Source organism: Nonomuraea sp. NPDC049400 (assembly GCF_044466425.1).
Taxonomy (GTDB): domain Bacteria; phylum Actinomycetota; class Actinomycetes; order Streptosporangiales; family Streptosporangiaceae; genus Nonomuraea.
Window position 1 is genome coordinate 1 of the sequence record NZ_JBITMP010000096.1, and the last position, 17,838, is coordinate 17,838.

The 17,838-nt window shown below is 67.1% G+C and carries 14 protein-coding genes and 1 pseudogene; 11 read left to right on the forward strand and 4 right to left on the reverse strand.

Annotation, left to right across the window (positions count from 1 at the left end):
- The 3 genes from ACIBVN_RS58420 to ACIBVN_RS58430 all read left to right on the forward strand — a co-directional run.
- A partial coding sequence (locus ACIBVN_RS58420) for a DNRLRE domain-containing protein (RefSeq protein WP_397151189.1) occupies positions 1–1,758 on the forward strand: 1,758 nt, incomplete at its 5' end.
- Between the two features lie 9 nt (positions 1,759–1,767).
- Complete coding sequence (locus tag ACIBVN_RS58425; protein WP_397151191.1) at positions 1,768–3,009, forward strand: ISL3 family transposase; 1,242 nt, start codon at positions 1,768–1,770, stop codon at positions 3,007–3,009.
- Positions 3,009–4,694 carry a reverse transcriptase domain-containing protein gene (locus ACIBVN_RS58430; RefSeq protein ID WP_397151193.1) on the forward strand — a complete coding sequence of 562 codons (1,686 nt, stop codon included), beginning with the start codon at positions 3,009–3,011 and terminating at the stop codon, positions 4,692–4,694. Before ACIBVN_RS58425 ends, ACIBVN_RS58430 begins: the two co-directional genes overlap by 1 nt.
- Before the next feature lie 92 nt (positions 4,695–4,786).
- Here the strand turns inward: ACIBVN_RS58430 and ACIBVN_RS58435 are convergent, their stop codons facing one another.
- Positions 4,787–5,047 carry a hypothetical protein gene (locus ACIBVN_RS58435; protein WP_090943643.1) on the reverse strand — a complete coding sequence of 87 codons (261 nt, stop codon included), beginning with the start codon at positions 5,045–5,047 and terminating at the stop codon, positions 4,787–4,789.
- A 170-nt stretch (positions 5,048–5,217) separates the two neighbouring features.
- Positions 5,218–6,144: a tyrosine-type recombinase/integrase gene (locus ACIBVN_RS58440; protein ID WP_397151195.1), complete on the reverse strand. Its 927-nt coding sequence runs from the start codon at positions 6,142–6,144 to the stop codon at positions 5,218–5,220.
- Positions 6,145–6,372: 228 nt separating this feature from the next.
- On the opposite strand from ACIBVN_RS58440, the gene ACIBVN_RS58445 reads away from it, so the two are divergent.
- The 4 genes from ACIBVN_RS58445 to ACIBVN_RS58460 all read left to right on the forward strand — a co-directional run bounded on the left by ACIBVN_RS58445 (position 6,373) and on the right by ACIBVN_RS58460 (position 9,915).
- The gene (locus ACIBVN_RS58445; RefSeq protein WP_397151197.1) at positions 6,373–6,969 is read left to right on the forward strand and encodes a DUF5994 family protein; all 597 of its coding nucleotides are present in this window, start codon (positions 6,373–6,375) and stop codon (positions 6,967–6,969) included.
- A gap of 117 nt (positions 6,970–7,086) precedes the next feature.
- A complete protein-coding gene (locus ACIBVN_RS58450) occupies positions 7,087–7,410 on the forward strand; it encodes an STAS domain-containing protein (RefSeq protein WP_397151199.1) in 324 nt (107 codons plus the stop codon).
- A gap of 5 nt (positions 7,411–7,415) precedes the next feature.
- Entirely contained in the window at positions 7,416–8,438 is a 1,023-nt protein-coding gene (locus tag ACIBVN_RS58455; protein WP_397151201.1) for an acyl-CoA desaturase, read from the forward strand.
- Between the two features lie 88 nt (positions 8,439–8,526).
- On the forward strand, positions 8,527–9,915 hold the full coding sequence (locus ACIBVN_RS58460) for a PP2C family protein-serine/threonine phosphatase (protein ID WP_397151203.1): 1,389 nt from the start codon (positions 8,527–8,529) through the stop codon (positions 9,913–9,915).
- Here the strand turns inward: ACIBVN_RS58460 and ACIBVN_RS58465 are convergent.
- Both ACIBVN_RS58465 and ACIBVN_RS58470 read right to left on the reverse strand, forming a co-directional pair.
- On the reverse strand, positions 9,846–11,570 hold the full coding sequence (locus ACIBVN_RS58465) for a transposase (RefSeq protein WP_397151205.1): 1,725 nt from the start codon (positions 11,568–11,570) through the stop codon (positions 9,846–9,848). The two genes, ACIBVN_RS58460 and ACIBVN_RS58465, sit on opposite strands and share 70 nt — an antisense overlap.
- Positions 11,507–12,967, reverse strand: coding sequence for a DUF4158 domain-containing protein (locus ACIBVN_RS58470; protein ID WP_397151207.1), 1,461 nt, complete (start codon positions 12,965–12,967; stop codon positions 11,507–11,509). The genes ACIBVN_RS58465 and ACIBVN_RS58470 overlap by 64 nt, the downstream gene beginning before the upstream one ends.
- Positions 12,968–13,149: 182 nt before the next feature.
- Here ACIBVN_RS58470 and ACIBVN_RS58475 point away from each other — a divergent pair, with 182 nt between their 5' ends.
- The 4 genes and pseudogenes from ACIBVN_RS58475 to ACIBVN_RS58490 all read left to right on the forward strand — a co-directional run.
- Positions 13,150–13,344, forward strand: coding sequence for a hypothetical protein (locus ACIBVN_RS58475; protein ID WP_397151212.1), 195 nt, complete (start codon positions 13,150–13,152; stop codon positions 13,342–13,344).
- Positions 13,345–14,113: 769 nt separating this feature from the next.
- Entirely contained in the window at positions 14,114–15,556 is a 1,443-nt protein-coding gene (gene ltrA / locus ACIBVN_RS58480; RefSeq protein ID WP_397151209.1) for a group II intron reverse transcriptase/maturase, read from the forward strand.
- 749 nt (positions 15,557–16,305) lie between these two features.
- Positions 16,306–17,142 (forward strand): reverse transcriptase domain-containing protein, encoded by an 837-nt coding sequence (locus tag ACIBVN_RS58485; protein ID WP_397151210.1) that lies wholly within the window; start codon positions 16,306–16,308, stop codon positions 17,140–17,142.
- Positions 17,142–17,744 (forward strand): annotated as a pseudogene (locus ACIBVN_RS58490) (transposase); the annotation flags it as partial. The gene ACIBVN_RS58485 and the pseudogene ACIBVN_RS58490, both read left to right, overlap by 1 nt.
- Positions 17,745–17,838: the final 94 nt, after the last annotated feature.

Here is a 17,838-nt window from a genome sequence, read left to right on the forward strand (position 1 = left end):
ACACCCGAAAACAGCCCCTCCACCTGCGGAACCGTTCCTCGTGGAGGAATTGGACCAGAAAACGATCACCAGGAATCACACAGTGGATTCAGGCTGAGTCTCACAAGGGAGGAAGCAGGGCGGCTTCTACTGAAAGACAGCACAGGCAAGCCCGTAGCATCCGCATCAGGGTCGATCATGTGGGACGGCAGCGGAAAGGGCCGGGCCCTACTGGCCAAGCGCGGTAAGGTCCGTACCGAGGTGGTCAACCAGGGAGGCAAAACCGAGCTTGTGCTCAAGCCGGACTATGCCTTTTTGACTGATTCGGCGACTGTGCTTCCGATCCGAGTGGACGCCATCGGTGTCGTGCCGTTAAGCGACGACGTCGGGCTGTGGAGCCTCGACACTGCGGACAGTCCGGCATACCCGGGGGCCGAGGTCATGATCGCCGGTACTCAGTCTGGCAGTGAGAAGAACCGGACGTACATGCGATTCGACACAACGGGCCTCACGGGTCAGACGGTGACTGATGCCAAGCTGTCGGTGCTGAATATCGATTCGTCCGCTTGTGGTACAGCGGTTAGCGATGGCATCCAGGTGCGCCGTGTGACCGGGGCCTGGAGTGCGGACAACCTGCACTGGGCCAACAAGCCGACCGCGACTACAGAAGATGCGGCAGTCAACAAGAATGGCCATGGTCCAACCTGCTCTGGCGGTGAGGCGCGCCTGGAGTGGCCGGTTACCGGCATCGCCCAGGATTGGGCGGCTGGAGCAGCAAATCACGGCTTGGTGCTACAGTCTCCGACAGAGGCCGGCGTCGTCAACTGGCGCTACCTGACCTCTTCGGAAAATACTGAGTTCACGGATGCGGTCCCTCGGCTGACCATTACTACCGCCGCAGTCTCCACGCCTTCGGTGAGCGCGTTGACGATCAGCCCCGCAGAGACGGTGAACGGTGCCACCGTAACGAGCTCGCTCACTCCGCAACTGGCCGCAACCGTGGCCGACTCCATCGGCGGCACGCTGGCTGGCGAGTTCGAGATCGAACACGATCCAGCCGCAACCAGTCAGGGCACCGGCCAGATCTGGACCGGCACCTCACCTGCTATTGCATCAGGCAGCCAGGCAACAGTGAATGTTCCTGGAGGCAAACTGGTCGATGGATGGAAGGTGCGCTGGCGTGCCCGCGCTGTTAATCCCGGCAGCTCGACGTCTTCGGCGTGGTCGGGCTGGCAGTTGGTGACCGTTGATGTATCCGATGGGCCAGTTTCGCTGGCTACCACTGGAGGGCCGGTACTCCGAACTGACCAGAGCTTCACTATCTCCGCATGGGCACGATGGTCCAACAGCGACAAGTTGCAGACCCTGGTCGAGCAACGCGCCACGAATCAATCACCATTCCAACTCGGCAATGACCCCGTGCATGGGCTGAGCTTCACCCTGACAGATGCAGATAGCCCGACGGCGTCAAGGGACGGAGCGATATCGGACGTTAAGCCGCCTGTTGGCGAATGGTTCCACGTCGCAGCTGTCTACGATGCTGCTGAAATTCTCTCCGAGGTCGAGGACCTGGGAGATAGCGTGAAGATCGTTGCTCGTACCGGGCCGGAACTGCGGGAGTGCCACGGTTGTGGCAGGCCGGCGGTGCGGGTGCACGATCGATACCGGCGTCGTCTGCACGACCTGTCCTGTGCTGGTCGTCCTTGTCAACGACGGCCGAATTTTGGGTCTGGCACACATTCCGTGATCTTCCAGTGGACTCGGCTCGCGGCTTGTTGATCATGTTGTGTGATCGTCTCGGAGCTGCTGGAAGTCTTTCTCCCTCACCTGGCCGGCATCTGTATCGAGCGGGTGTTCCGCTCCGGTAAGTCGGTACGGATCCAGGCCAGAACGGGCACGTCGCAGGCGGTATGTCCGGCGTGCGGAGGGGTGTCGGAGAGGGCGCACAGCCGATACGAACGGCGGCTGTGCGATGCCGCCATCGGTGGTCAGGAAACCTTGATCCATCTGCTGGTGACGCGCTTCTTCTGCCACAACCTGGAATGCGGCAAGCAGACGTTCGTCGAGCAGGTGCCCGGGCTGACCGTGCGCTACGGCCGCCACAGCACTGCCCTGCTGCAGACGTTACGGGTGATAGCGCTGGCGCTGGGTGGCCGGGCAGGCGCCCGGCTCACCGACCGGCTGGCCACGGCGGTGAGCCGGATGACCTTGATCCGGATCATCCGCGCCCTGCCGGAGCCCGCTCTGCAAGCTGGTCCCCAGGTGCTCGGAGTGGACGACTTCGCGCTGCGCCGGGGCCACCGCTACGGCACCATCCTGATCGACATCACCACCCGGCGGCCCATCGACATGCTCGACGAGCGCTCCGCCGACGCGCTGGCCGCCTGGCTGACCGACCACCCCGGCGTCCAGATCATCTGCCGCGACCGCGCCGGCAGCTACGCCGAAGGCGCCGCCCGCGGCGCACCTGAGGCAACCCAAGCCGCCGATCGCTGGCAGTGCGCCATGAGGCGCCTGGTCGTATCCCCGGCTCAGCCGGGAGGAATTGGAAGGAGGTTCCTGGGTCCGATGACTTACCTGGATCCGAAAGGTGAAGGGGACAGCAGCATGTCATTGAAGCGGCGGCCGTGCTCAGGCGTTGGAGGCGGCGCGTCGTGGGACCCGCGTGATATGGCGAAAGCTGGATTGCCTGAATCCCAATCTCCAGTTGATGGAAGGTCGCATCCGTCGGAAATCGGCGCCCGAAGCCGACGCCGCGCTCTGCCCGGGTTTAGTGCCATGGCCTGGGCACCTTCCGAGCGCGGGGCGATGCCCAGTGAGGGCATTGAAGGAGATGAGTGGGACGCCTACGTCACGCTGTCACGTACGGCCAGGACGAACATGGGATCGCCTACGGGACGCGAGTCCTATGGCGACGGAGGCCCCGTAGTAGTCGCCGGAGTCACGACCGGCCAAGGAGTTCGGGAGAGCCGGACGCAGGGCGAAGGGGGCCAGGTGATCGGACACCTCAGGGTCGGGAGGTATGCGTAATGCAGAGCGCCGAAACGGTGCTGGGTGTCCTGCGTGAGCGCGGCAGGCGTGGCCTGCTGTTGAACGAGTTATATCGGCAGTTGTTCAACCCGCAGTTGTATCTGCTGGCCTACGGGCGCATCTACGCCAACAAGGGGGCGATGACGCCCGGGGTCACCGGGGAGACCGTGGATGGCATGTCGATCGGCAAGATCGAGGCGATCATCGAGGCGCTGCGGTATGAGCGGTATCGGTGGAGCCCGGTCAAGCGGATCCACATCCCGAAGAAGAACGGCAAGACCAGGCCCTTGGGCCTTCCGCCGTGGTCGGACAAGCTCGTCGGCGAAGTGGTGCGGCTCCTGCTGGATGCCTATTACGAGCCGACGTTCTCCGACCTGTCCCACGGTTTTCGTCCCGGTCGAGGCTGCCACACCGCGTTGCGGAAAGTGGCCGAGACCTGGACCGGAACGACCTGGTTCATCGAAGGAGACGTCGCCGACTGCTTCGGGAGCTTCGATCACGAGATCATGCTCTCGACGCTGGCCGAGCGGATCCACGATGGCCGGTTCCTGCGGCTGATGCGGAACATGCTCATGGCCGGATACTTGGAGGATTGGGTCTGGAACGCGACGCTGAGCGGGGTCCCGCAAGGTGGCGTCGTTTCACCGATCCTGTCGAACATCTACCTGCACCGGCTGGACGACTTCGTCGAGAAGGTTCTGATCCCGCAATACACCCGAGGGCGGATCCGCAGGCAGGACACCGCCTATGCCAGGGTGCGGGCCGCCAGAGACCGGGCGCACAAGCGCGGAGACCACGCCACGGCGCGGGAGTTGCGCAAGCAGTTGCGGAGCATGCCCAGCGGGGATCCCCAAGATCCCGGCTTCCGGCGGCTGCGCTACGTCCGGTACTGCGACGACACCCTGCTCGGGTTCACCGGACCCAAGGCCGAAGCCGAGGAGATCAAACAGCGCCTGACAGCGTTCCTGCGCGACGAACTCGCCCTGGAGCTGTCGGCGGACAAGACACTGATTACGCACGCCCGCACCCAGGCGGCGCGTTTCCTCGGCTATGAGATCATCGTGCTGCACAACGACCGCAAGGTCACGCGCGGCCGGCGCAGCGCCAATGGCGTCGTCAGCCTCAAGGTGCCGGCATCGGTAATCAAGGCCAAGAAGACCCCCTACCTGTCTCGCGGCAAACCCGAGAGCAGGCCCCGTCTGATCAACGAAGACGACCACACCATCGTCAACACCTACGGGGCCGAGTGGCGGGGCATCGTCCAGTACTACCTGCTGGCCGGAAACGTCCATCGTCTCCACCGGCTCGGCTGGGTCATGGAGACCTCGCTGCTGAAGACTCTGGCCAACAAGCACCGCTCGTCGGTGGCGAAGACGGCCCGCAAATACGCGGCCACCATCGCCACGCCGCACGGGCCGCGCAAGTGCTTCGAAGCCAGGATCGAACGCAGCGGCAGGAAGCCACTGGTCGCACGGTTCGGAGGCATTCCACTACGGCGCAACAAGGACGCGGCCATCACCGACCGCGTCCTGGTCCCGGGCACCATCCGCCACAAAGAGCTGATCACCCGGCTCCTGGCGAACCGGTGCGAGATCTGCAAGGGGGGCAGACCAAGTACGAGAGAAAGGGGCAGTGACGCTATGACCTGTGACGTTGCCCGTTCGATTTCGGCGTACGCGGTTTGACCGGGAGATCCGCTGCTTCGGTCACCGACGTGCCACCGTCGACGACCGCGTCCGGCTGGCCACTGTCAGGGCGTGTTGGGGCACGCCCGCTGCTACAGGTACTGGCCCGCCTCGGCGCTGTCTGTCTTCGACACACGCGCCGACACCACGTTGGCGAGGTTGATGACTATGCCGTTAACGTCGGCTTCGCGATCATATCTCGCTCGCATCAATACCAGGCTGCGCCGCTCGTCCATAGCACGAGCGATCGCCGCCACTGCCTCCGGCTCTCCGTCGAAGTCCCCGCTGATCACGGAGACGTCTTCGCCGCCCATCAGGTGGAATCGAATGATCAGTGCGACATTCTCAGGCACGGCCGGCTCCTTTCGCCAGCATCCGCAAGGGGCCCCTGCCCAGGGTCGAACGCTGTAGGCAGTTGCCCTCCACATTCGCCTACCGTGGCGCGGACGCGGTGCCCTCCAGCCGGGCTGGGATACGGGAGTGACAATTGCGGCACTCGCTCCGAACCGGTTTGTTGCTCTGGTCAGTGGTCGGTGATGAGGGCGTCCAAGGCGGCTTCCTTGTCGGCTTCGGTGGGCAGGGCGTAGCGGCGGGTGGTGTCCAGCGAGCCGTGACCGAGGAGTTCAGCGACCAGGATGGGGTCTTTGCCGTCGCGGATGAGCTGGGTGGCGAAGGTGTGGCGCAGGACGTGCGGGCTGAAGGGTTCGGTGGGGTCGTCGCCCAGGCCGACGGCGTCGCCGAGGCCGGTGATGATGTCGCGGGCGGCGCGGTCGCTCAGGCGGCCGCCGCGGTGGTTGAGGAACACCGCGGTGTGGGTGCCGGCCCCCTTCCAATCGGCGCGAGTTGTCAGCCAGTTGGTCAGGGCCTGGCGCAGGTCGGGGTGGATGGGCAGCAGGCGGATCTTGCCGCCGTCGCGGCCTTTGCCGCGGATGCGTAGTTCGCCCTTGCGGGCTGAGAGGCGGATGTCGGCGAGGTCGAGGCCGACGACTTCGGAGATGCGCAGGCCGGCGTAGTAGGGCAGTAGGGCGATGGCCTTGTCGCGCGGGGTGGCGGTGAGCTGGACGTGGCGGATGTAGCGGCGGGTGCGCCGGGTGTCCAGGGCGCGGGGTGCGGTGCGGCGGGTGTCGCGTTCGCGGCGGGCCTGGGGTTTGCCGAGGCCGCGGCGGGTGTAGAAGTCGTCGATGGCCGACAGGTAGGTGTCGATGGTGTTGGGGGCGCGGCGGCCGTTTTTGAGGTGGCGGCGGAAGTCGCGTACCGCGCCGGTGGCGGCGATGGGGTCGGTGAGCGGGTCGCCGTCCAGAGCGCCGGCGTCGGCCTGGTCGGCCAGCCAGGCCAGGTAGCCGCGCAGCCGGGAGGCGTACTTGGTCCTGGTGGAGTCGGCCAGCGGGGCGCGCTCGAGTGCGGCGGTGTAGTCGGCCAGGACGGCGGCGTGGGGGGCGGAGAGTGGCACGGCCCGCGACCGGCCCGTGTTTCCGGAAGCTGCTCCGGCCGGTTGCGTGATCCCTGAGGATGTGTTTCCGGAAGTCACCCACACAGTGTACTTCCGGAATTGCCGAATTCCGGAAGTACGAGGTAGAGTGAAGACACCGAGGTCTTTTCGAGCGTTGGCATTCAGGTCGGCGTCGCCCCCGGCGAACCACCACCGGCCTCTTCGGGGGCCTGGACAGGTCAGGCGACCATGACGCCGACGCTTCTTTCTCAACCGGCACCGCTCAGCCCCGCCTCGCCCGCGATCCCTCGGGTCGATTCCGCGCTACGGCTCAGTCTCCATCCGGTGCTGGACCGACGAGCCGTGGTGGACGGGGCCTGGTGGCCATACTCCCGCGACGCGGCCGCCGAGCTGCCCGGTCTCATCGCCGCCGTCGACCAGCGGCTGGGGCGGACCACGCTGCTGGTCGGCGTGTCCCGGGACGCGTGGCAGCGCATCCCGCGCCGGATCCCGGCACGCGGGCGGCAGGTTCGTATCGGCGGGTTCCGCCACGCCGACCCTCATGTGGTCGTTCTGTTCTTCGCCACTGCGGAGCCGGTCGCCCTGCTGGTCATCCCGCCGAGCACCGCCGCCTGTTCCGCCGAGGCCACGCTCAAGCTCACCGCACACGACACCGCCGGTTTGACTGCCGATGACATCCTCATCCTCACGCGTTTGCCGCCAGAGCCCGCCGCGCCTGTGTGCGCGATGGCCGCCGGCAGCTTGGCCTGTTGGGAGAACGAGGGCGGGTCGGTCACCGACCAGGAGGTGTGCTCCTCCATCGCACGACCGTCAGGACCCGCGTAACCCGGTCGCCTCCCGCCGGATCGAACGGTTCAGGAGCCGCCCGTTCTGGCAGCAGGCCGGCTTTCCGGCCGGCAGGCATCTCATCACCTTTCAGCTTCTCCCGTGAGGAGACATTTCATGACCGTCATCGACATCGCCCCGCTCGCGGGGGTGAGCGCCTCGGCGCCGACCCTCGTGCATCTGTCGGGGGACATCGACATCTTCACCACAGCCCGGCTGCGCCAGAGGCTGATCAGCACCCTCGACCACAGCACCGACCTGCTCGTCGTGGATCTGTCCCGGGTTACCTTCTGCGGGGCAGGCGGGTTGGGCGTGCTGGTCGGCGTGCAAGGTCGTGCCCGGACACGGGGCATCACGCTGGCTCTGACCGGTGTTCCCCCGCGCGTGGCCCGGCTGCTGCGCATCACCGGGCTGGACCGCCGCTTCCCGGTCATGGCGTGACCGGCATGCCGGCCACCACCCGCACCGCCGCCGAGGCGGGCTATGACGGCCATGCGCCGTTCCCCCGGCCCGCTGCGCCCGCGCGGGCCGGTATCGTCCCGGTGACGCTGACCGCGGCGATCGTCATCGCGCCGTTCCTCGCGCTGGGCGTCGGCATCTGGCTGGCGTGGGGAAGCGGGATCACTCTCACCGACCTGCTGCTGGCCGCCGTCTTCTACGTGGTGACCGGGCTGGGGGTGACGGTCGGCTTCCACCGGCTGCTGACCCACCGTTCCTTCACCGCCCGCCCGTGGCTGCGCGTCGTCCTGGCGGTGGCCGGGTCGATGAGCTTTCAGGGGAACCTCATCGACTGGGTGGCCGTCCACCGCCGTCACCACGCCTTCACCGACCAACCGGGCGACCCGCACTCCCCCTACCGCTACGGCGCCGGTCTGGGCGGGCAACTGCGCGGCCTGGCCCACGCCCACCTGGGCTGGCTGTTTTCCAGCGAGCCCACCTCGGCCACACGTTATGCCCCCGACCTGCTGCGCAACGATCCGGTCATGCTGCGGATCTCGCGCGCCTTCCCCGCCTGGTGCGCCGTCTCCCTGCTGCTGCCGTTCGCGGCGGGCTGGGCGATCAGCGGCGGCCTGTACGGCGGGCTGACCGCATTCATCTGGGCCGGCCTGGTCCGCATCGCCCTGCTGCAGCACGTCACCTGGAGCGTCAACTCCCTGTGCCACATGATCGGTGAGCGGCCGCATACCACTCGCCGCCACGACCGCTCCACCGACCTGTGGCCGCTGGCCCTGCTGTCCTTCGGCGAAAGCTGGCACAACGGCCACCACAGCCAGCCCGGCTGCGCCCGGCACGGCCGCGGTTCCCGCCAGATCGACCCCTCGGCCGCGCTCATTGGCCTGTTCGAACGCCTGGGCTGGGCCACCCACGTGCACTGGCAGCCCGCTGACGTCCTCGGCCACCCACGCATGGTGGCCGGCAAGCACACACTGCGCACCAGCACCCGCCCCAGCACGCCCGGGAGACGTTAGCCCTGGTCAGCACGCTTGAAAGGAGCTCGTTCCGCATGGGGGAGACGATCTATTGTGAGGGGAGAGGCTCCAGGGGGAAGGCGTCAAGGTGACGGGTGATGGTGAGCGGATGCTGGGCGGCCTCCTGGACGCCACTCAGCTGTCCGCGATGGAGGATCTGCCGGGCCTGGTCGCCGCGTACGGACGGCTGGCCGGCTTCTCTCAGACGATGATCTACGTAGCTGACCTGCAGCAGCAGCTGCTGGTGCCCTTGGCCGGGCAGCGCGACGTGTACGGCGAGCGGCTTGAGGCGATCCGGATCGACGCCACCATGGCCGGGCGCGCCTTCCGCGGCGTGGAGATCGTCGAGGCCCGGCATGTGATGGATCCCGCCGCTCCTGAGAGCGTCCCTGCCTCGCCGGCCGGCGAGGGGCCGCAGCGACTATGGGTGCCGTTGCTGAGCGGCACCGAACGGGTCGGCGTCCTGGGAGTGAGCGTGCAGCGGGGATCTGAGGCCGCGGCGTTGCTGGCCGGCCGGCTGGCCTCGCTCGTCTCGCTGCTGCTGATCAGCAAGCGCCCCTACAGCGATTCCTACGCCCGCCTGGTCCGTGCCCGGCCGATGACGCTGTCGGCCGAGGTGTTGTGGAACCTGCTGCCGCCTGGGGCCTTCGCCGATGACAGGGTGGTGGTCAGCGCCGCGCTGGAGCCGGCCTACGAGGTGGGCGGAGATGCCTACGACTACGCGATCGACGGCGACACCCTGCATGTGTCGATCTTCGACGCGATGGGGCACGACACCGCGGCCGGGCTCACCGCCACCATCGCCATCGGGTCCGCTCGCACCAGCCGCCGCCAGGGCACGAACCTGCCCGCGACGAGCGAGGCTATCGACGCGGCGATCGCCGAGCAGGTCACCGGCCGCTTCGCCACCGGCGTCCTGGCCGATCTCGATCTGCGGACCGGCCGGCTGACCTGGGTCAATCGAGGTCACCATCCGCCGTTGGTGATCCGAGGCGGCCAGCAGGTCGCCACCTTGACCAGCGTGCCCGACCCACCGATGGGTCTCGGCCTGGACCTGTCCACCGGCCTGCTGCACTACCAGCTCGAACCCGGGGACCGGCTGCTGTTCTACACCGACGGCATCATCGAGGCCCAGAGCCCGAGCGGGGAGCTGTTCGGGCTGGAGCGCTTCATCGACTTCATCATCCGCCGCGAGGCCGACGGCGTGTCGGCCCCGGAAACCCTGCGCCGCCTGATCCAGGCCATCCTGGCACACCAGCGCGGCCGGCTGCAGGACGACGCCACCGTACTGACGGCCGAATGGCGCACCCAGCGGCAACAGCCCCTCACCCTGGAACGCTCCAGGCTGACCGCGCCGCACGAGGCACGAGGCAACACGATGATCAAAAGCCATCGGCACGCCGAAAATCAGGCGGCCAGCTCGACGTCGGTGAAGTCGACCTCTTTCAGCAGGGGGTCGAACGGATCCGGCCGATGACGGAGCTCGTCGGTGGCGTACGCGCCGAAGCGGCTGATGTGGGCGCGCAGGTAGGGGGCGATCTGGCCGAGCTGGTCGGCGGTGATCTGCCAGCCCTCGGCGACGAGCTGCCGCACGATGTCGGAGATGTCCAGGGCGTTGTGGAAGACCACCAGGTTGGCCAGCAGGGTGTTGAATTTGATCAGTTTCTCCTGCTCTTCGGGGTCGTTGTCGGCCAGCACGCCGCCGAAGCCGAGCCACTTGGAGAAGCCGTTGTAGGACTCGACCTTGTTGGTCGCCGCGGTGACGCGCGCTCGCAGCGCCGGGTCGGCCAGATACCGCAGCAGGGCGACGGTGCGTACGCTGCGGCCGACCTCCCGGAAGGCTTTGTAGATGCGGTTCTTGCGGGAGTTGGACCGCAGCCGCCGCATCAGCGTGGCTGAGCTCAGCCGGCCCTCGCTGATGGAGATCGCCACCTGCATCAGGTCGATCCAGTGCTTGTCGATCAGCTTCCAGTCGATGACGCCTCGGCCGCTCTCGCCGAACAGCTGGTCGATGTGCGGGTAGGCGATCTTCTCGGAGGCGCGGAAGAAGATCAGGTCCTTGAAGTTGCGGATGCGTGGCATCAGGTCGAACCCGAACAACGTGGCCAGGGCGAAGACCGGGAAGTTCTGGCCCTGGGTGTCGGCGTGCACGGTGGAGGGCTGGATGTCGGAGGCATTCGCCAGCAGCCCCTCGATCAGGTGCACCGCCTCCCACACCCCGCACGGGATGAACCGGGAGAACAGCGCCACGTAGGTGTCGGAGATGTAGTGGTAGGCGATGCCGCCGAATCCTCCGTACCGGATGCTGGTCTCGGCCAGGAGATTGTCGATGTTGGTGTCCACCTGGGTGCCGTCGGCGGCCACGCTGCTGCCGTCCCCCCAGGCCTTGATCACGTCCAGTTCGGCGAAGGCGTTGACCACATCGGCGATCGCGGCGTTCAGCTTCTTCAGGGTGATGTGCCGGTTGCGGACCATGGACAGCTCGCGGGCGGTGACGCCGGCGATGTGCTTGGCCGCCTCGTACGGGCCGATGTTGATCCCGCCGGTGAACACCGCCAGCGAGTACCGCCCCAGCTTGTCCTTGATCTTGGGGTCGGAGCCGGAGGCCGGGCCGAAGTGGCGATACCAGGTGAGCCAGTGGGCGGTGCGCGCGACGATCGACAGCAGCGAGCGTTCGGGCATGCGCCGTTCGATCTCGGCCGCCAGCCGTTCGGCCTCGGCATCGCTGCCCTTGCCGCGGCGGCGTTTGAGGGTGGGCACACCGCCCTCGTCGATGACCAGGTCGGCGTTGTCGAGGTAGCCGGCGTCCAGATGCGCGGCCGCGCTCAGGTGGGCGTCCTTGAGGTGGGCGACGAAGCCGGCGGGGGTGTCGGGCAGGCCGACCTTCTCGCAGAAGGCGGCCAGTTTCGGCTGGCATTCTTCCCAGGGCAGCAGGTGGGCGCCCCAGTCGGCGTACTCGTTCGAGCCGAGCACGGCCACGTCGCCGGTGCGCAGTTCCTCGGCCAGGTAGCAGAACACCATCGCCTCGAAATGCCGGCGCGCCACCATGCCGGGACGGCGCCGGTCGGTCACGGCGCGCCGCCAGTTGCCCGAGGCGAACGCGATGCCCGACTCCGGAGCGTCCTCCTCCACCGCCGGGGGCAGCGGGATGAAGTCGCGGCGCTGGGTGAGTGCTCGCGGGCGTGCGCCAGCGCGGCCAGCACGGAATCGTCGCTGGAGGTGGCTTTCAGCCGCAGCTTGCCCGCCAGCTCGAACAGCGCCGGCCGGTCTTTTTTGAAGAACCGGTACACCAGCAGCTCGTGCGCGTCGCCGTGGAAGGCGGCGACCTCCTCGATGTCGGCCAGTTGGGCGGCGAACCCGCCGGCCTGTTCCACCGCCGCCCGTACGGTCTGCACGCTGTGGGCCTGTACCACGAGAGCCGACAGCATCTCGCCAAGCGCCTGGACCTGCCCGGCGCCCGCGGCGCACGAGGTCACCGCCTCGACGGCTCGCGCCACCGCCTCGTGTCCGGCGGCCGAGGTGTCGCTGCCGGGGTCGAGACGTTCCAGCACCTGACGGTAGGTGCCGATCAGCCGCTCGCTGGTGGCGCGCTGGCGGGCGCGGATCTCCTCCAGCTCCGCCGTGGCTCGTTTGACGTGGGAGGCCATGCGCTTGCACAGCATTTCGGCCAGGTCGTCGCGGGCCCGCATTCGGGCGGTGTGCGTCAGGCAGGCCAGCAACGCCACCTGCTTGACGGGGTCGTAGCGCGACAAGGTGTCGGCGTCCTGGGCGTCGGCCTCACCGGCGAAGTCGGCGATCTTCGACGGCGCGATGCCCTCCAGCCAGGCGTCGGTGTCGCCGAGCGCGTCCACCTGATCCAACCATTTCACCTGGTCACGAAATCGCGACCAGGTGGCCCGCTGGGCGGGCTTCTTGAGCCGGTTGAACGTCGATTTGCCGTCCGGCCCGACGACGAGCAGACCCTCCATCCGGGCCCGGCCGGCCTCGCCCATCCGCTGCAGGATCGTGGCGAAGATGGTGGCGTTCACCTCGGCGCGGATGCTGGTGGCCAGGTCCTCCAGCGTCGTGTACCCAAGCAGCTCCAGCCGGAGCCGGAGCAACTCCTCGATCGCCACATTGATCAGGTCCGCCGGGTTGTTCTTGGCCTGGGCCGCCTTCCGGATCGCCGCTGCGGCGATCGCCCTGGCCCGGCCCGCGTCGTACTTCACGCCTTGACGTTGGCGCACCAGCTTGCGATGCGCCTTCGCGCTGCGGGAGGAGCCATGATCTGGCCAGACGTCCTCGGGCAGCTCCAGGCAGCGCCGGACGTGGTCGATCACCACGTCGGGGATCTCGTCAGGGGACGGAAAGCGCGCCATCTTCTGGAAGCACTTCAACGCCAGCACCAGCGCGAAGCACGACTCCGGGCTGCCTGTCCGTTTTTCAGCCCAGTCCACCTCTTCCGTCGACGGCGTGAAGAACACATGCAGCACCCGCGCCGACGTCAGCCGCTTGAACTGCGGATAGGCGGTCCGCTCGATCCACGTCATCCCAAGGCCGTCCCTCGCCTCGCTCCCGGCGTCCAGACGCCGAAACCGTAGCGACGATCAACTCCACCGGACGCCTTGTTCACCGAACCGCAATCAACCAAAGCGCAGGGTCACACCATCCGAGGAAAACCCCCTCTGACCAGCAGTTCAGCAGCCCACTGCCCCTTTCTCCCGTACTTGGGCTGCCCCCCTGCAAAGCCGACGACGGCATCTCGGTGCACCACGTCCGACGCCTCGCTGACCTCACCCGGCCGGGACGGCCGCAACCCGCATGGGCGGAACTCATGGCCAGGCGACGGCGCAAGACCCTCGTGGTCTGCCGGACCTGCCATGACTCCATCCACACAGGGCAGCCGAAACCGCAGCTCACGCAGTAGTCACCGGAGAGCGACGTGCGGTGAAAGTCGCATGCGTCGTTCGGGCTGGGGGCCGCAGGAAAAGGACCCGTGCTCCGCGCGGACACCTCGCCAGCGGCCCACCAGTGCCCTGTGGCACGTGCGCCGTGAGGCGCTGATTGATCGAGTGGAGGTGAGAGACCGTGCGCCACGAGGCGCTGATGATCCGCGTGCGGGTGTGAGGCCCGCACCGTCGTCCCGTCGCAGCGGGACGGCAGAAGCAGGGGGTAGCTGGGCCCGGCGAGTCGGCCGGGTCTGGTGGAGAGCAGCCCCGACAACGACGGGACGCACCGGAACTACCGGACGGTGCGGGTCCGGCAAGCGAGACGGGAAGGTGGACGCGAGGAACCAGCGGTGTAAAGCCCCTCAAGACCTCCGCCAGCTCAAACCCGGTGGATCTGGGCTGGATCGCGGTGCGCACTGCCCGTCTGGGCAGGAACTCCTGGATCGGATTGATCTTGCCGGTCGGGAGGCCACACGGAGAAGGACTGCGGCGTAACCGTGGCGATGCCGCAGGGGCAAAGCTGGCCGCCTCACCCGACAAGCGGATCACAGTGAACGTGGGAACCACCTCGAAGCTTTCGTCTCAGTGCACTCTCCAGGTGCGATGGGGCGGGAAGGCGCGACGTCCGCCGACGGCCCGAGGTGGGGCGGAGGGCTGGTAGTAGTCCGGGGGCGGGAAAGCCGTCCACATGGCGAAGCAGCCCAGCGGATTCAAGTAGTTGAGGAACTGCAAGGGACGGAGACGCTGGTGAATACCGGTGATCTGTGGCCCGACCCCGATGGGGCCTGGCTGCGGGTACGACGGATGCAGACCAAGCTGCACCAATGGGCGGTCGATGATCCCGACCGCAGGTTCGATGATCTCTACAACCTTGTCCATCACCCCGACTTCCTCACCGTCGCGTGGGAGAGGGTGAGGGGCAACAAGGGCGCGCACACCGCCGGCGTGGACCGGGTCATCCCGGCCTTCATCGCCGATGACGCCGACATCGTGGCCTTCCTGAAGAACACGCGGGAGCAGTTGAAGGCCCGCACATTCACCCCTCTGCCAGTGCGGGAGCGCATGATCCCCAAGCCGGGCAGCGGGGGAAAGCTCAGGAGGCTGGGGATTCCCACCGCGATGGACAGGCTCGTGCAAGCCGCGCTCGTGCTGGTTCTGGAGCCGATCTTCGAGGCGTCATTCAAGCCGGTCAGCTACGGTTTTCGCCCCGAACGACGAGCCCATGACGCGATCGCTGAGGTGCACCACTTCGGCACCAAGGGCTACCACTGGGTGCTGGATGCGGACATCGAAGCGTGCTTCGACAACATCGCACACTCCGCTCTCCTTGAGCGGATGCGCCGACGAGTCGGAGACAAGCGGGTTCTCGCCCTGGTCAAGGCGTTCCTGAAGGCGGGCATCATGTCCGCCGATGGTGAGACCAGGGACACGAACACCGGCACACCCCAAGGCGGCATCGCCTCACCGCTGTTGGCGAACATCGCCCTCTCGGCGCTGGATGAACACTTCTGTGCCAAGTGGGACGCTCACGGCAACGGCGGCAGACGAACAGCACACCGCCGACGCGGAGGTGCCACATACCGGATCGTCCGCTACGCGGACGATTTTCTGATCATGGTGTGCGGCGCCCGAGCTCACGCGGACGCGCTGTGGGAGGAGGTCACGACCGTGCTCGCCCCGCTGGGGCTGCGCCTGTCGGAGGCCAAGACCCGCGTCTGCCATATCGACGAGGGGCTGGACTTTCTCGGCTTTCACATCCAGCGAAGGCGCAAGAAGGGCACCAGCGAGCACTACGTCTACACCTATCCGTCGAAGAAGGCACTGGCCTCCATCACGGGCAAGGTGCGGGCGATGACGAACAAGAGAGGTCAACGCACTCTCGCCGACCTGCTCCGCCAGCTCAACTCGGCGGTGCGGGGATGGTGTTACTACTTCCGGTTCGGGTCGTCCACAGCCACGTTCCACTATCTCGACGACTTCTGCTGGCGTCGAGTGACGTTGTGGCTGAGGAAGCAGCATCCCGGGATCGACTGGAGGACTCTGCGGCGCCGCTACTTGACCGGCGAGCCCGGTTGGCGGCCCGTGGAGGACGGGATCACGCTGTTCGTCCCGCAGCGGGTGAAGGTGACCCGCTATCGCTGGCGCGGATACAGCATCCCGACACCGTGGGCGAGGGCCGCGACGGTGTGAACCGCGCGGTCCCCAAGGGAGTCCGTGGAGCGCCGGATGCGGTGAGAGTCGCATGTCCGGTGCGGAGGGCGGGCCGGGGAAACGGGCTGGTCACAAGGCCAGCAGCGCGCCCCGGTCCGACCCCTACTTCGCCGCCGTCCTGTCGCAGCAGGGCGGTGAAGCTGGGGGCAGCCCGACCCGGGAGATGCCGGGGAGGGTGGCAAGCGGCCCCGACAAAGCCGGGACGTGTCAGGACTGCCAGATGGCGCGGGTCCGGCGAGCGAGACGGAGAGGTATACGAGAGGAACCGGTGCGTGAAGCCTCCTAAGGTGACATCAGCTCGAACCTGGCGGATCTGGGCTGGTTGCGGTGCGTGCTCGCCTCTGTTCCAGGGCGGCAACTTCCGGGTGGTGGATGCCAGACCATCCGGGAGGCCACGGTGAAGTGCTGCGGGGTAGCCGTGGCGATGCCGCGGGGGTATAGCCGGGTGCCTACTCCGACGAGCGATCAATCAGTGAACATGGGAACCTCCCCGGCCTCGCCCATCGCCTACGCGACCAGCGCGGGCGAGCAGGGCTGGGCACATCGTCTGCCGATCAGGCCGTGGGAGGGGCGGAGCCGCCGTAGTACTCCGAGCCGGGGAGAGCCCGGCACATGGGGAAGGGCGGCAGCGAGATCGCAAGGGAGGTGCTGCAATGTCCGGAGAATCCGGGGTGGATACCCCGGTCACGTGGCCTTCGGCGCTGGCCGCTGAGGCGCGGGTACGGAAGATGCAGACCAAACTGCACCGTTGGGCGTTAGCCGATCACGGCTTCCGGTTCGACGATGTCTTCAACTTCGTCTGCGACCCGGCCACCTTGGTGATGGCCTTCGAACGGGTCGCGGGCAACGCCGGAGCCCGGACGGCGGGCGTGGACGGCATGCGTGCCGCCGACGTCGAAGCCGCTGGGGTCCGCGCGCACCTGAACCGCATCCGCTCGGCACTGAAGGCGGGAACCTTCCGGCCCCTGCCAGTGCGGGAGCGGATGATCCCCAAGACCGGCGGGAAGCTGCGCCGGCTGGGGATCCCGACCATCAACGATCGGGTGGTGCAGGCCGCGCTGAAGCTGGTCTTGGAGCCCATCTTCGAGGCGGACTTCCATCCGTGTTCGTATGGGTTTCGGCCCAACCGGCGCGCGCACGACGCGATCGCCGAGATTCACTTGTTCGGCTCCCAGGGATACCGCTGGGTGCTGGACGCCGATATCGAGGCGTGCTTCGACCGCATCGATCACGCGGCCCTGATGGACCGCATCCGGGCGCGGGTGAAGGACAAGCGGCTGCTGGCGCTGGTGAAGGCGTTCCTCAAAGCCGGGATCATGACCGAGCTCGGCGAACGGAACGAGACCACCTCCGGAACACCGCAAGGTGGCATCCTGTCACCCCTGCTGGCCAACATCGCCCTGTCGGTGCTCGACGACTTCGCCGCCGAGCACTGGGCACGGGCGATGGCGAGTCGGCAGGATCGCGAACGACGCCGCCACCGGGGCCTGCCGACCTGGCGATTAGTCCGCTACGGGGACTGTAAGAACAACGGTGTAACTCCTGATCATGGAGGACACACCTGATGAGTACTGTGATCCAGGCATCGACGGAGATCGACCTGGAGGACGCCGCGGTGGCGCGTAAAAAGCCGGAGGACTCGACGGATCAGGAACTGGTTGCCAGGCTGGTCGACCAGGCCCGGGCCGAGGGTATGGAGCTGGTCGGCGAGAACGGGCTACTGGGCCGGCTGACCAAGCTAGTGCTGGAGTCCGCCCTGGAGGGCGAGATTACGGACCATCTCGGCCATGACAAGCACGAACGCTCCGGCAACGAGACGGGCAACACCCGCAACGGCGCCCGTTCCAAGACCGTCATCACTGACGTCGGGCCGGTCGAGATCACCGTTCCACGCGATCGGGACGGCAGCTTCGAGCCGAAGATCGTGCGCAAGCGGCAGCGGCGGTTGTCCGGCGTCGATGAGATGGTCATCTCGCTGGCCGCCAAGGGTCTGACCACCGGGGAGATCTCCGCGCACCTGGCCGAGGTCTATGGCGCCGAGGTGTCCAAGCAGACCATCTCCACCATCACCGACAAGGTGCTGGACGGCATGGCCGAATGGCAGAACCGGCCGCTCGATCCCGTCTACCCGGTGATCTTCATCGACGCCATCCACGTGAAGCTGCGGGCTCTGTCGCAGATTGCGTGATCTAGGCGGAACGCAGGGTGCGTTTGCGTAGCAGGTCGAGTTTCGCGCGGCCGAACATTTGGCGTTTGAGCAT

Coding starts and splice junctions, on each gene's coding strand:
- ACIBVN_RS58445 (WP_397151197.1), top strand. CDS start 6,373: ATGACGCCGACGCTTCTTTCTCAACCGGCACCGCTCAGCCCCGCCTCG.
- ACIBVN_RS58455 (WP_397151201.1), top strand. CDS start 7,416: ATGCCGGCCACCACCCGCACCGCCGCCGAGGCGGGCTATGACGGCCAT.
- ACIBVN_RS58430 (WP_397151193.1), top strand. CDS start 3,009: ATGCAGAGCGCCGAAACGGTGCTGGGTGTCCTGCGTGAGCGCGGCAGG.
- ACIBVN_RS58450 (WP_397151199.1), top strand. CDS start 7,087: ATGACCGTCATCGACATCGCCCCGCTCGCGGGGGTGAGCGCCTCGGCG.
- ACIBVN_RS58470 (WP_397151207.1), bottom strand. CDS start 12,967: ATGACGTGGATCGAGCGGACCGCCTATCCGCAGTTCAAGCGGCTGACG.
- ACIBVN_RS58485 (WP_397151210.1), top strand. CDS start 16,306: ATGCAGACCAAACTGCACCGTTGGGCGTTAGCCGATCACGGCTTCCGG.